This window comes from Leuconostoc mesenteroides subsp. mesenteroides (assembly GCA_009676745.1).
Lineage (GTDB): Bacteria > Bacillota > Bacilli > Lactobacillales > Lactobacillaceae > Leuconostoc > Leuconostoc koreense.
In genome coordinates this window covers 892,535-905,947 of record CP046062.1, presented here as the reverse complement: position 1 = coordinate 905,947, position 13,413 = coordinate 892,535, and the positions used below count along the sequence as shown (strand labels likewise).

11 protein-coding genes are annotated in these 13,413 nt (G+C 38.4%); 6 read left to right on the top strand and 5 right to left on the bottom strand.

Annotation, left to right across the window (positions count from 1 at the left end; translation table 11 throughout):
• Nucleotides 1-3: 3 nt before the first annotated feature.
• Together GJV51_04645 and GJV51_04640 are read right to left on the bottom strand one after the other, a co-directional pair.
• On the bottom strand, nt 4-2,667 hold the full coding sequence (locus tag GJV51_04645) for a calcium-translocating P-type ATPase, PMCA-type (GenBank protein QGM25287.1): 2,664 nt from the start codon (nt 2,665-2,667) through the stop codon (nt 4-6).
• 271 nt (nt 2,668-2,938) lie between these two features.
• The gene (locus GJV51_04640; GenBank protein QGM25286.1) at nt 2,939-4,780 is read right to left on the bottom strand and encodes a DUF2207 domain-containing protein; all 1,842 of its coding nucleotides are present in this window, start codon (nt 4,778-4,780) and stop codon (nt 2,939-2,941) included.
• 96 nt (nt 4,781-4,876) lie between these two features.
• On the opposite strand from GJV51_04640, the gene GJV51_04635 reads away from it, so the two are divergent.
• The 6 genes from GJV51_04635 to GJV51_04610 all read left to right on the top strand — a co-directional run bounded on the left by GJV51_04635 (nt 4,877) and on the right by GJV51_04610 (nt 10,857).
• The gene (locus tag GJV51_04635; protein QGM25285.1) at nt 4,877-5,536 is read left to right on the top strand and encodes a DUF1275 domain-containing protein; all 660 of its coding nucleotides are present in this window, start codon (nt 4,877-4,879) and stop codon (nt 5,534-5,536) included.
• A gap of 448 nt (nt 5,537-5,984) precedes the next feature.
• Nucleotides 5,985-6,830 (top strand): MetQ/NlpA family ABC transporter substrate-binding protein, encoded by an 846-nt coding sequence (locus GJV51_04630; GenBank protein QGM25284.1) that lies wholly within the window; start codon nt 5,985-5,987, stop codon nt 6,828-6,830.
• A gap of 27 nt (nt 6,831-6,857) precedes the next feature.
• Entirely contained in the window at nt 6,858-7,700 is an 843-nt protein-coding gene (locus GJV51_04625) for a MetQ/NlpA family ABC transporter substrate-binding protein (GenBank protein QGM25283.1), read from the top strand.
• Nucleotides 7,701-7,751: 51 nt separating this feature from the next.
• The gene (locus tag GJV51_04620) at nt 7,752-9,083 is read left to right on the top strand and encodes a M20/M25/M40 family metallo-hydrolase (GenBank protein ID QGM25282.1); all 1,332 of its coding nucleotides are present in this window, start codon (nt 7,752-7,754) and stop codon (nt 9,081-9,083) included.
• Complete coding sequence (locus tag GJV51_04615) at nt 9,080-10,159, top strand: ATP-binding cassette domain-containing protein (GenBank protein QGM25281.1); 1,080 nt, start codon at nt 9,080-9,082, stop codon at nt 10,157-10,159. Before GJV51_04620 ends, GJV51_04615 begins: the two co-directional genes overlap by 4 nt.
• Before the next feature lie 2 nt (nt 10,160-10,161).
• Nucleotides 10,162-10,857 (top strand): ABC transporter permease subunit, encoded by a 696-nt coding sequence (locus GJV51_04610; GenBank protein ID QGM25280.1) that lies wholly within the window; start codon nt 10,162-10,164, stop codon nt 10,855-10,857.
• A gap of 32 nt (nt 10,858-10,889) precedes the next feature.
• Here GJV51_04610 and GJV51_04605 read toward each other — a convergent pair whose 3' ends face one another.
• The 3 genes from GJV51_04605 to GJV51_04595 all read right to left on the bottom strand — a co-directional run bounded on the left by GJV51_04605 (nt 10,890) and on the right by GJV51_04595 (nt 13,394).
• Nucleotides 10,890-11,588, bottom strand: coding sequence for a UTRA domain-containing protein (locus GJV51_04605; protein QGM25279.1), 699 nt, complete (start codon nt 11,586-11,588; stop codon nt 10,890-10,892).
• Between the two features lie 4 nt (nt 11,589-11,592).
• Entirely contained in the window at nt 11,593-12,729 is a 1,137-nt protein-coding gene (gene nagA, locus GJV51_04600; GenBank protein QGM25278.1) for an N-acetylglucosamine-6-phosphate deacetylase, read from the bottom strand.
• A gap of 140 nt (nt 12,730-12,869) precedes the next feature.
• Nucleotides 12,870-13,394 (bottom strand): phosphatidylglycerophosphatase A, encoded by a 525-nt coding sequence (locus GJV51_04595; GenBank protein ID QGM25277.1) that lies wholly within the window; start codon nt 13,392-13,394, stop codon nt 12,870-12,872.
• Nucleotides 13,395-13,413: the final 19 nt, after the last annotated feature.

The following is a 13,413-nucleotide window of genomic DNA, read 5'->3' as shown; positions in this document are numbered from 1 at the left end:
TTTTTATCCTTTTTTGAAAATTGATCTTTGTATCAATTTTACCAGTTCTACGATGACAATGATACTCATTCCAGCCACTAATACAATAGCCCACTGATAGCCATCCAAATGCGAGACGTGGAAAAGCGGATTCAAACCTGGAATAACAACAACCGCAGCCATTACTAAGACAGATCCTAACAATGCCCAGTTAAACATTTTATTTTGGAAAGCTTGCGGTCCAATCATAGAGCCATAGACAGATTTAACGTTAATGGCATTAAACATTTGCATTAAGCCAAGTGTCATAAAGGCCATCGTCAAGGCATCTTGGTGCGCCAAATGTACTTCCGGATGAACAGGAGCTGCCAGCGCAAAACCATAAACACTTAGCACAATCACAGCTTGCAATATACCTTGCCAAATAATTGCTGGTCCAACACCACCTGATAAGAAGCTAGCACCACGGCCTCTAGGCTTATTCTTCATAATACCTTTTTCAGCCGGTTCAATACCCAATGCAATAGCTGGTAAAGTGTCTGTCACTAAGTTAATCCACAAAATCATGATTGGTGCCAATATATTCCAGCCCAGCAATGTCATAACGAAAATTGCAATGACTTCAGCTAAGTTTGAGGCCAATAAGTATTGCAAAGCTTTTTGTATGTTGGCAAAAACCTTACGTCCTTCTTCAACGGCATGAACAATTGTAGCAAAGTTATCATCAGCCAAAACCATGTCAGAAGCACCCTTGGATACTTCTGTACCAGTAATACCCATGGCAATACCAATATCAGCTGTCTTCAAGGCTGGGGCATCATTAACACCGTCACCTGTCATGGCAACGACTTTGCCCTTCTTTTGCCAAGCATTAACAATTTTAACTTTATGCTCAGGTGCTACTCGTGCATAAACATTATACTTATCAACATTTTGTGCAAATTGCTCTTCACTCATCGCATCTAAATCGGATCCTGAGATGACAGCTGTTTCTTTATCTGCTTCATCCAATATACCCAATCGAATAGCAATAGCTGCGGCTGTATCTCGATGGTCGCCAGTAATCATCATTGGACGAATGCCAGCTGCCTTAGCTTCGGCAACGGCTTGTGCCACTTCAGGACGTTCAGGATCAATCATACCAACGAACCCTGTAAATACTAATTCCTGTTCAACCGTTTCTGTATCCAAATTATCAGGTATCTTGTCAACTGACTTATAAGCAAAACCAAGTACACGAAGAGCTTGCGTCGCTAACTCTGAGTTAATCGACAAAAGTTTTTCTCGAATATCATCAGACAATGGTTTAATTTCACCATTAATCTCAATTCGTGTCGCACGCTTAAGTAATTCATCAGGTGCACCTTTGACGGTTATCAGGTACCCAGTTGGTGCCGGATGAACCGTTGACATTAACTTCCGTTCTGAATCGAACGGTATTTCAGCCACACGTGGCATTTCTGTAAACAACCTATCTAAATCACGGCCATGGTTTTCATTAAAAGCAATCAACGCTGTTTCTGTTGGATCACCGATAAAACCATTTTCAGTTCGCTTTGTATCATTGTTCAAAGCTAGAATATCTGCCAAGCGAGCGTAGGTTCCCGTCAATTCTTTGGTAGTAGCAGCATCAGAAATTTCAGCATTGACAACTAATTTTTCCACTGTCATCTTGTTTTGTGTCAAGGTGCCTGTTTTATCAGAACCGATAATATCTGTAGAACCTAATGTTTCTACCGCTGGTAGTTTACGAACCAGTGCATGACGAGAAGCCATACGCGTTGTTCCTAGTGCTAAGGTAATTGTGACAATGGCTGGTAAGCCTTCTGGAATTGCTGCCACCGCTAGAGAAATGGATGTCAACAACATATCAATAATTGTTTCCTTACCACGTACTAGACCAACGATGAAAGTAACCACAGCAATACCAAGAATCAAATAAGTTAACACTTGTCCTAACTTAGCCAAGTTTGCTTGCAATGGTGTCTTAGTTTCATCCGTTGATTCTAACATGCCTGCAATATGACCCATCTCAGTTTGCATACCAGTACCTGTAACGATACCAACACCACGGCCATAAGTCACATTCGTATTCATGAATCCCAGATTTGTACGATCACCAAGGGGCAAATCTGTCTCTTGCAGTGTGTCCGCACGCTTATTGATTGGCACAGATTCACCTGTCAATGATGCCTCTTCAATCTGTAAGGACGCAGATTCAATTAAACGTACATCGGCTGGTACAATATCTCCAGCTTCCAAACGGACAATATCACCGACTACTAATTCCGTGGACTTAATTGTAGTTTCTTTACCATCACGAATTACATTAGCATTTGGTGTCGACATTTCTTTTAAGGCATTAATTGCATCCTCAGCTTTAGCTTCTTGGAAAACACCAAAAATGGCATTAATAATGACAATAGCTAAAATGAAAATTGCATCAACCACTTCTCCAGTAAATGCGGCAACGATGGCGGCGGCCAATAGAATACCAATCATAAAGTCCTTAAACTGATTGATAAATTTTTGGACTAAATTTGTTGACTTAGCTTCATTCAATTGATTAGCGCCATTTTGCTCAAGACGCTTATTCGCTTCAGGACTCGAAAGCCCTTGACTAGCATCCGTCTGCAGATGAGATAACACTTCGGTGCTATCTTGATTATAGAGTGGCTTATCTGCCATGTTGAATATCTCCTTATTCTTTCAAATAAATCCCTAAGTTTTTACCAACAAAAGAAAAAACTCATGTAAACACAAATAAAAGTGTGTTTACATGAGTCTCACTGTTTAATGCTAAACCGGCGCAATAAAGCGCGATATAAAACATTGCTGTTTTGCTTTGACGATTCAGCCACGATCATTCCGTCAGTTACTCCCTCAGAAATTAACTTATGGATATAGTATAACAAATTTTTCTAAGTACGTGTCATTTTTATGCGGAAATTTTATCATTTTAGAAAGCACCATCGCTGCCACCACCAGCACCGCCTGATGAGCCAACGGAAAATCCTCCACCAGTGCCGTTCACATTATCATCGACGTGAAATGCACCGTCATTTTCAATATGATAAATCAAACTCTCACTCCAGTCAGCACCGTATAACATGATTGGAATAAAAATTATAGAATCATCTGTATTAACCTTTTGTGACCAAACTTTCATTTGTTTTGCGACTTTTTTTGCTTCGCCAAATATGACAGCATAGGCCAATAACTTATCCCAAAGTTGTACGTCTAAAACCGTCTTATTCTCTAAATGAGCAATATCGTGTAACATTTTAGCAAATCCATCCCACTGCCATTTTTCCTGAAAGCCATCGGGAACTTTATAAAATATGGCTGGTCTAGTGCTAAAAATAAGCACTGTTATGACAACAATAATTTCGGTAAAACTAACATACCACATGGACCATACTTTTGTACTATAGGCAAAAATACCTAATAAAAATGTTGATATTATTGTACTAATAATTAAGGATAACGTTAGAAAAAGTTGCTGACTTTTTATTTTGTTAGTCAGAACATGGTCAATTATAGCGTCCTGCTTTTCTGCTTGCTTTATTGCTTTCGTAAATGAATTGATTTCTTTTTTAATCCGATTTGATACCCCTGATTCTGATTGCTTAAATTCAGCATGTACAACTGATTTACGATACTTACCAAAAATCATATTGATGAAAACTATTTCAAATGGCTGTAAATTCGTTTCATCCAAAACGGAATAGGTTATGTCATCTTGATTTTGAATATCGTTATAGGTCATTGTAATTTTACGACGAGCAATCAAATCGAGTAGTGTTGCAATAATAAGTTTCGTATTTGTAACCGATTTAGCAATCCGCTCACTAACCAAAGCTGGTCCAACATCATTTGGTATATCAAAAATATGGATAATGTCACCAGTTACACCACTCTTTTGTCGCGCGCTGCGTAATAACCTTCTTCGTTGGCTATTCTTCAACATACTAATGAGTACAAGTATCAAAATAACAATTGGAGAAACAATGAATCCAATTACTTTCTTTATCTGCAGGGATCGTTTATTTTTTGACACAATGGCTCTCTCTTGCCTTTGAATATAACTAGCACGATTCCCTGACTGTTTATTCGTATTCAGTGGCGTTTGACTTGTATCAAAATAGGTATGAACCTCAACAGTATCATCAGGGTCAATATTCTCACTGTTAACCGTTATTTTCGCCTGTTTCTTATTCACAAGAATATTTCCCACCGAACGACCATGCGCCCAAGCCTTTAAGGTTGATGCTGGTTGATTAGGCAGTACAAAATTCAAACGTATTTTTTCGATGGCAACATCTCTAGTTCCTACAGGTATCCAGTTCATTTCAGCCACATCATCCCAATTTACCACGACATCTTTTAAAGTGTAATGATAAAACATTGTCAACTGATCATTTTCTTGGACCGGATAATATATTTTTTCTTGAACTTGCTGACTCGTTTTTGTTTCAACATAACCATAACTACTGTCACCCTGACGAGGTAAAAGAGGCTGTTTTTTTCCATTATTATGGCTAACCTCAATTGAAGTTAATCCTCCCCACTGTAACGGTTGTGAATGAGTGCCTTGCTTAAGTGATTCCTTCAAGTAAACCCCGTTCATCTTCTCATCAAAATGGTAAGTAACCTGTTTAGTAATATGCGCATCCCCATTGGTATTAATTCGTACAACCTCATCCAAATCAGTAATACGATAATTACTGTCTGCGGAAACAGTTAAACTACCCATCATAGCAAATAAAAATGTGAATAATGCTATTCTCAATTTTCTCAATAAATTTCCCCTCTCCTAATGGTAGTATCAGTATATCTATTTTTTACTAGTATTAGCAAATCAGTCGTGTTAAAATAATATTTTTTAGGAGACGTTATGATATTGAAGAATAAAAATCCAATGCAAGAAAGATTGCGTATTGGTCTACTGCTCGTCATGAATTCGGGTTTTATCGACTCGTATACATTTGAATACCACCATGAACGATTTGCTAGTTTACAAACTGGGAATATAATCCAAGCAGGATTCCACCTTGCTAAAGGACATTGGGAAGCAACATTATTTTTTGTTATTCCAATCATTTTCTTCATGCTTGGGGCTGCATTTAATACCGCATTAAATCATTTTTTCCCAGCCGGAAAATTATCCTTACAACAACACAGTATTTTAATTGAATTTATTGGTATTGCAATGATTGGTATCTTTAATCATCACTTGGCTAGTACGGTCATCATATCGGCACTATCCTTTCTATTAGCCATGCAACTAGACTCATTTCCAAAATTACGTGGTTTACCTTTCACAAGCGTAATGTCAACTGGTAATTTACGCAATGTGGGCACCAATCTCGTAAAATATTTTATTAATCGTGATCATATTTTTCTTCATAATGCGTGGGTTTTTTCAATATTAGTTGTTTTTTTCATGGTTGGCGCCTTCTCTTCTGCTATTCTTTCTAGCATATTTGGTACCTTCGCACTATTTGGCTCTAGCATTATTATGTTTATTGTTTTCTTGTTATTATTCAAGAATTAAATTAAAATATTTGACAAATAATTATAATCTAGTTATTATAAGCTATAACGATTTTTAAAACGAAAACAAATTGAACAGAAAAGTAGCAATTTATCGAAGCAAAGAAAGCTGGTGGTTGATGAGAACCAGCGTGAGTGCGATTGTGAAAATGACCTGTGATTGGTGTATGTGAATCGGTTTACCGTTAAGCATACAACGACTTGGCCCCCGTTACCGGGCACACCATTCGGCTAGGATCATCTCCCGATGCCTGATGGTTAGTGAGAAAATATTTGGTAACAAATATCTACAACTCAGAATGGTAACACGCTATTTTAGCCGTTTCTGTATCTATGACTATTATGATATGGAAACGGCTTTTTTGCACCTATCAAAACTTTTTCGTTCTGTTTTTGTTTTAAAAATCTGTTTTGCACGTTATTTGAGAATATTGAGGAGATTACATATTATGAGTAAAAAAAATAAATGGCTTATTGGTGGTGCTGCAGTGGTTATAATTGCCGGCGCCGCTTACGCTAGCTTTGGGCAGCATTCAAAAACATCATCAAAAACAGTAACCATCGGTATAATGTCTGGTTCTAAACAAGATCAAGCTATTTGGGATACTGTTAAAAAGACCGCTAAAGATAAGTATGATATTACAATTAAATTCAAAGAATTTACAGATTATTCACAACCAAACAAAGCCTTGGCAGCCGGTGACATTGATCTTAACGCCTTTCAACATTATTCATTCTTAAAGGCGTCAAATAAAGCAACTGGTAATAAAATCGTTTCGATTGGTGACACGGTTATCTCTCCTATCCGGTTGTATTCTAAAACATACACCAAGGTTTCTCAGTTCAAAAGTGGTGATACAATCGCCGTACCGAATGACCCGTCCAATGAAAGTCGATCACTGTATGTTTTAAAATCTGCTGGATTAATTGATTTAAAAAATGGTTTAACGACTGCAACAGTTAAAGACATCACAAAAAATCCTAAAAATTTGAAAATTAAAGAATTAGCTGCCGATCAAACTGCTCGTACCTTATCTGACATCCAAGGCGCGGTAATCAACGGTACTTATGCAGATTCAGCAAAATTAGACTATAAAAAGGCGATTTTCGTTGAACCAATCAACAAGAATTCACATCAATGGGTAAACATTATTGCTGCGAATAGCAAAGATAAAGACAATAAAACTTATAAGCAAGTTGTGAAGGCTTACCAAACAGATGCTGTTAAGAAAGCTATTAATAAGCAATACGATGGTGTTGAGCTACCTGCTTGGGATAAAGATTTTTCAAAATAAGAAAGAGATGCTAAGGGAGAATTTACTATGAGTAAGAAAAAGAACTATATTATCGCTGGTGTTGCCGTAGTTGTTATTGCTGGTGCGGCCTACCTATCATTTGGTGGACAAGGAAAATCAGCATCTAAGACCGTTACCATTGGTGTAATGGCTGGCTCAAAAGCAGAAGACGAGATTTGGTCATCTGCTACTAAAACTGCCAAAGATAAATACGGCATCACTTTGAAAACAAAGAAATTCACTGATTATTCACAGCCAAACAAAGCCCTAGCAGACGGTGATATTGATTTGAATGCTTTCCAGAACTATCCTTTTTTGAAGAACTGGAACAAGGCTCACAAGACCAATATTGTTTCTATTGGCGACACTTGGACAACACCACTTCGTATATACTCAACTTCATATAAGAAAATCTCTGAATTTAAGTCTGGTGACCAAATTTTGGTAGCTAACGATGTTACTAACGAAAACCGAGGTATTCATCTTTTGGCCGAAGCAGGATTAATTAAAATTAAAGATACTGATACTGCCACACCAAAAGATATCACATCAAATCCTAAAAACTTAACGATTACGCCGGTTGATGCTTCACAAACTGCTAAGTCGTTAGATGATTCAAAAGTCGCTGGTGCAGTGGTCAACACCAACTACGCCGTATCGGCAAACTTAGATGTCAATTCAGCTATTTACGTTGAAGGTTTGAATAAGGAAACAGAGCAATACTTCAACTTCATCGCTGCCAATAAGAAAGACAAAGACAACGAAACTTACAAAAAAGTCGTGAAGTCATTGCAAACTGATAAAACAAAGAAACTAGTTAAAAAGTATTACGGTTCAGCTGAAGTTACAGTTTGGGACTATAACAAGTAAAAACATGCGCTTCGGCGCGTACATAACCTCTGTGGAAGGTAATCAATTAACATGACATCTACTCAAAAATATCTAAATTTACTTCGTGATTTAGTTGCTCTACCCAGTGTTTCGGCAACTCGTCGCCGTCTACCTGAAACAGCTCAGCTCTTGGCGAGAATTTTTCGTGAATTAGGTGCTCAAGTAACCTATGATGACACTTATTTTGCCCCATTCATATTAGCGCAATTTAAAAGTAGTGCTCCCGATGCTCAGACGCTAGTCATCTATAATCACTATGATGTACAACCGGTAGAACCAATAGCATTGTGGCACACCGATCCTTGGACACTTTCTGAACATGATGGCAAGTTATATGGACGAGGAACTGATGATGACAAAGGAAATATCACTGCGCGCCTAACAGCCCTCGAAGATTATTTAACCGAACACGAAGGTCGCTTACCAGTAAATATCACATTTATTATTGAAGGTTCTGAAGAATCATCCTCTCAACATTTAGATGATTATTTAGATAAATACCAAGATAAACTATCTGCAGATTTAGTTATTTGGGAATCAGGCGGGAAAAACGTTCATGATGTGGTGGAAATTTTTGGTGGTAACAAGGGCATCGTAACATTCAATGTTGATGTACAAACAGCAAAAACCGATCTACATTCCTCCTTGGCTGGCGTCGTAGATTCCGCTGCATGGCGTCTCACCCAAGCTTTAGCAACTCTATTTGATAAAGAAGGCCACATTACTGTCCCAGGATTCTATGACGATGTACCTATCCCTAATCAACGCGAAAGAGAACTAGTTAGAAATCTGCCTACAACAAGAGACACTTTGATTCAGCAACACGGTCTAACCTCGCCTCTTTTAAGTGATAAAACTGGTGATGATTTAAAAGAAACATTATATTTTCAACCAACGCTAAATATAGAAGGTATTCAAAGTGGTTATTTAGGTGATGGGGTCAAAACCGTTTTGCCTGCTGTCGCCTCTGCTAAACTTGAGGCACGTTTAGTTCCTCATATGAATCCTGACAAAACCTTGCAACAAATTAAACAGCATTTCCAAAATGAAGGATTTTCTGATATCGTGGTAACTAAGACGTTAGGTCAACCAGGATATCGCAGTGACATGTCGAACCCAGAAATTTTGCGTGTGATTGATATCACTGAAAAATATTATCATCAGCACCCAGTTATTATGCCAACGTCTCCTGGCACTGGCCCTATGTATTACATTCATGAAGCATTGCATGCACCAATAGCTAGCTTAGGTGTAGGATACGCGCATACTTTGGACCACGCCCCCAATGAAAATATCCGATTAACAGATTATAATCAGCATATTGCTGTAATCAAAGAACTAATTAGGAGTTATGAACAATGACAGAACCAATCATTCAACTAAAAAATATCGATGTCACTTTCCATCAAAAAAAGCGCACTATAGAAGCTGTCAAAAACGTTTCCATTAATATTGAACGTGGTGATGTTTACGGTATTGTAGGCTATTCTGGTGCTGGGAAATCAACTCTTGTACGTGTCATTAACTTGCTACAAGAACCAACTAATGGGTCTGTAACCGTTAATGGAGAAACTTTTTTCCAGGCTGATAGTCAGAATGCTAAGAAAACACGCATTGGCGCAAATGACTTACGTGTTCGCCGTCGGAAAATTGGCATGATTTTTCAACATTTCAACTTATTAAATGAACGAACAGTCACAGAAAATGTTGCCTTCGCATTGCAACACAGTAAATTAAAGGACGAAGAACAGAAAGCAAAAGTTGCTGAGCTACTCGAATTAGTTGATCTATCTGATCGTGCAGATCAATACCCTTCACAACTTTCTGGTGGTCAAAAACAGCGTGTCGCTATCGCTCGTGCATTAGCCAATGATCCCGAAATTTTAATTTCTGATGAAGCAACTTCGGCATTGGATCCTAGAACAACGAATCAAATTTTGGCCTTATTGAAAAAGTTAAACCAGGAATTTGGTTTAACCATTGTATTAATTACACACGAAATGCAGGCCGTTAAAGAGATTGCAAATAAAGTAGCTGTGATGCAAAATGGTGAAATTATTGAACGTGGTTCATTGTTGGAAATATTTGCTCAGCCAAAGCAACAGTTGACACGAGAATTCATTGAAACAGCCACAAATATTGATAAGGCCATTGAAACAATTAGAAACGAACCACTCGTTAATGAATTAAAAGAAGGCGAAATTTTTGCTCGTCTATCATATGTTGGTGAAACAACTGATGAGCCATTAATTGCTAGCTTGTTCCGTGATTTCAATGTTACGGCAAATATTCTGTATGGTAATATTGAAATTTTACAGGATACGCCGGTTGGATCTTTGCTAGTTATTTTATCAGGGGACCCCTCACAAGTGCAAACAGCTCTTTCTACATTGCATGATCATCATGTTGAAGTAACAGTTCTTAAAGGAGGCAACTAATTATGAGTCAATGGTTTACAAATACATTTCCTAACGTTGTTTATCAAGGTTGGAGCGGCGATACTGGTTGGTGGACATCAATCATTCAGACGCTGTATATGACTTTTTGGTCAGCTATTTTTGGTGGTATACTTGGGCTAATTTTTGGTCTCGGATTAATCATTACTGCCCCCAACGGTATTGCACCGAATAAAGTTTCATTTTGGATTTTTGATAAGGTCGTGTCCCTTTTCCGTGCTATTCCATTTATTATTTTGCTAGCCTTTATTGCACCATTTACAAAGCTCCTCATTGGTACGCAAATTGGTACTACAGCTGCTTTAGTGCCATTATCATTGGGCGTATTCCCTTTCTATGCACGTCAAATACAAGTAGCCTTGAGCGAAGTTGACAGTGGAATTGTTGAAGCTGCTCAGTCAGTGGGTTCATCATTTTGGGATATTGTTTTTGGGGTTTATTTACGGGAAGGCCTTTCAGAAATCATTCGTGTATCAACTGTAACCTTAATTAGTCTGATTGGTTTGACTGCCATGGCTGGCGCCATCGGTGCTGGTGGACTAGGTAATATGGCCATTTCATACGGATACAATCGTTTTGCAACTGACACCACTTTGGTAGCGACACTGCTTGTCTTAATTCTGGTATTAGCTGTCCAAGTGACCGGTGATTTCCTAGCTAAAAAATTTAATCATAAATAAAAAAGATGGTTGATCATAGATCAACCATCTTTTTATCTGGTCAAAGTAAATTCGAAACGCTCACCCACATAATATGATCGCACATACTCAAATGGCGTATCATGTTGATCATATGAAACCTGTCGTACAGATAAAATAGGATCACCTCTTTTTATCTGCAGTAATTCCGATAATCGTTCATTTGCTAACGTGGCTGTTATTGTTTGTTCAGCATGTCCAGGGTATACCCCCGCTGATGCTAGTGTAGCGTACAATGATTCTGTTAATGCCTTACGAGTGAACGACTCAATTAATTTGGCTGGCAAGGTTGTACGTTCTAGTAAAATAGGTTCATCATCCCCCAAACGTAGCCGCTCCATAATTAGCACTTTATCCGTATTATCAAGTTGCAAATGCTCAATTTCCGAAGCAGATGGTGTTGTGGTTTTATAGCTAACCGTCACCGTGTGCGCCATTCGACCTGTCGCTGCCATTAATTCTGTAAAACTAGTAACACCCAGGGCACGTTCAGAAACCTTTTGTTCAGCGACGTAAGTACCTGAGCCGACTTTGCGTTCCAATATCCCTTCGTCAACCAACGTTTGAACTGCTTGTCTTAATGTCATACGTGACACCTTAAATTCAAGTGCCAAATCTCTTTCAGCAGGTAAACGTTCTTGTGATTGCCACTCACCAGCTTCGATACGTGACAATATTTGGTTATGAATTTCAATATATCGAGGTTTAGCCATTGTTTTACCGTGCAAAACGGCGACCAAGTGAATACGTCGCCTCTAAATGCAATTCCTTGTCGAAAATGTTAAAATCAGCATCCTTACCTTCAGATAAGTTGCCTTTTTGAGTTAGCCCAAACTCATGTGCTTGGTTCACTGAACTCATTTGTACTGCATCATTAATATCAGCACTTGTGAATTTTTGAATGTTGACGAACGCATCATCATAAGCCAGCACAGAACCAGCCAAATGACCATTATCTAAGCGTGCTTGCTTATCTTTAACCGTAACTTTTTGTCCGCCAAGTTCAGATATACCATTTCCTAATCCTTCAGCTCGCATAGAATCTGTTACTAGTTCTAATTTATGAGCACCTTTGATTCTAAAAGCTAATTGTAACATGTCAGGTACAATATGAAAACCATCGGCAATTAATTCACCAGTGATTGCGCCTTCTAGCATACCATGACCCGTGACACCAGGTTCACGATGATGTAATGGTCTTTGGGCATTATACAAGTGCGTAACATGGGTTGCGCGCGAGTGTACCAATTGTTCTCGTGTAGCATTAGAATGTCCAATTGATGGAATAATGTTATGCTGTAGCATAAATTCTTCAAATTCAGGAATACCACCATTTTCTGGCGCATAAGTTACTAATCGAATACGCTCACCAGAAAGTGCGTACCATTTTTTCAGAAGTTCTGTGTTAGGATCAATAATATATTTTTCAGGCTGTGCACCCATGAAGGCTTTGTTAATAAAAGGGCCTTCCAAATGGATCCCCTGAATAACCGGATTAATTTTGGCAACTTGATTAATCGTTTTTAACGCACGTTCAATATTTTCTGGTGATTGTGTAATTGTTGTCGGAAATAATGATGTAATGCCTTCCGTAACCATCTTATTAATCATTGTGTTTAACTTTTCGGGATCACCATCCATTGTGTCCAGTCCATAACCACCATGTTTATGAACATCAATAAACCCTGGAACAATGATCTTTCCTGAGGCCTCATTAATCAATTCGTCATCAGCTTTTTCCTTGAAGTCAATCATGTAACCGACTTCCTCAACCGTATCTGTAAAACGCATGAAGGCATCTTCTATATGTTGATACCCTGTGTAAAGATCAATGTTTTTAATTAGTTTTGCCATAATATTTCGTACGCGAAGCGAAGTTACCACGCAGCACATTCCTCCTCAATCTTGCCTCTACAACGATAATAATGAAGTCTATAATTATAGTATAATTGGTCTAGACCTATTATGCAAATTTAACTACAAAAAAATAACGCCTACGCGTTATTTTGGTTTGGTAGAACAGAATCAACTCTACCGGTCGCGTACTTGTGCGCGACCTTAGATGCTGCAGCTGCGGCCAGTGCGCCCACAATATCATCTGCAAATGTCGTTACCGCTTCAGAAGTTTTTCCTTTACGATCTAACTCACCGACAAGGCCAACTTTTGTTTTATCGATATAACCATAGTTTGTGACACCAATTGTATCAAAGGACATTGCAATTGCTGTACCGATAGTTTCATCAACTCCAAAAAGCCCGTCATCATTTTCAACCAAATCTTGTAATGGTGCTTCTAGCAAATGGGCTTCGGCTAAACGGTCAAGTTCTAAACCAACCCATACTTGATGCTGAACAACTCGCTTATGTAAGATACTTTCAACGGCATCTTCTACTTGTTCAAGTGTTAATCCTTCGACATACGATTGCTCATTATTGAAGGCTATTCGCGCGATATCTGAAATCGTAATATGATGCGCAGCTAACTTTGCGACTGTGTTTTCATATGTTGCATATTGCATAGTATTCCCCCTTAAAGTA

Bases quoted from the DNA above. Each gene is read 5' to 3' on its own strand.
- GJV51_04645 (QGM25287.1), bottom strand. From the start codon at position 2,667: ATGGCAGATAAGCCACTCTATAATCAAGATAGCACCGAAGTGTTATCT.
- GJV51_04635 (QGM25285.1), top strand. From the start codon at position 4,877: ATGATATTGAAGAATAAAAATCCAATGCAAGAAAGATTGCGTATTGGT.
- GJV51_04630 (QGM25284.1), top strand. From the start codon at position 5,985: ATGAGTAAAAAAAATAAATGGCTTATTGGTGGTGCTGCAGTGGTTATA.
- GJV51_04625 (QGM25283.1), top strand. From the start codon at position 6,858: ATGAGTAAGAAAAAGAACTATATTATCGCTGGTGTTGCCGTAGTTGTT.
- GJV51_04620 (QGM25282.1), top strand. From the start codon at position 7,752: ATGACATCTACTCAAAAATATCTAAATTTACTTCGTGATTTAGTTGCT.
- GJV51_04615 (QGM25281.1), top strand. From the start codon at position 9,080: ATGACAGAACCAATCATTCAACTAAAAAATATCGATGTCACTTTCCAT.
- GJV51_04610 (QGM25280.1), top strand. From the start codon at position 10,162: ATGAGTCAATGGTTTACAAATACATTTCCTAACGTTGTTTATCAAGGT.
- GJV51_04605 (QGM25279.1), bottom strand. From the start codon at position 11,588: ATGGCTAAACCTCGATATATTGAAATTCATAACCAAATATTGTCACGT.
- nagA (QGM25278.1), bottom strand. From the start codon at position 12,729: ATGGCAAAACTAATTAAAAACATTGATCTTTACACAGGGTATCAACAT.
- GJV51_04595 (QGM25277.1), bottom strand. From the start codon at position 13,394: ATGCAATATGCAACATATGAAAACACAGTCGCAAAGTTAGCTGCGCAT.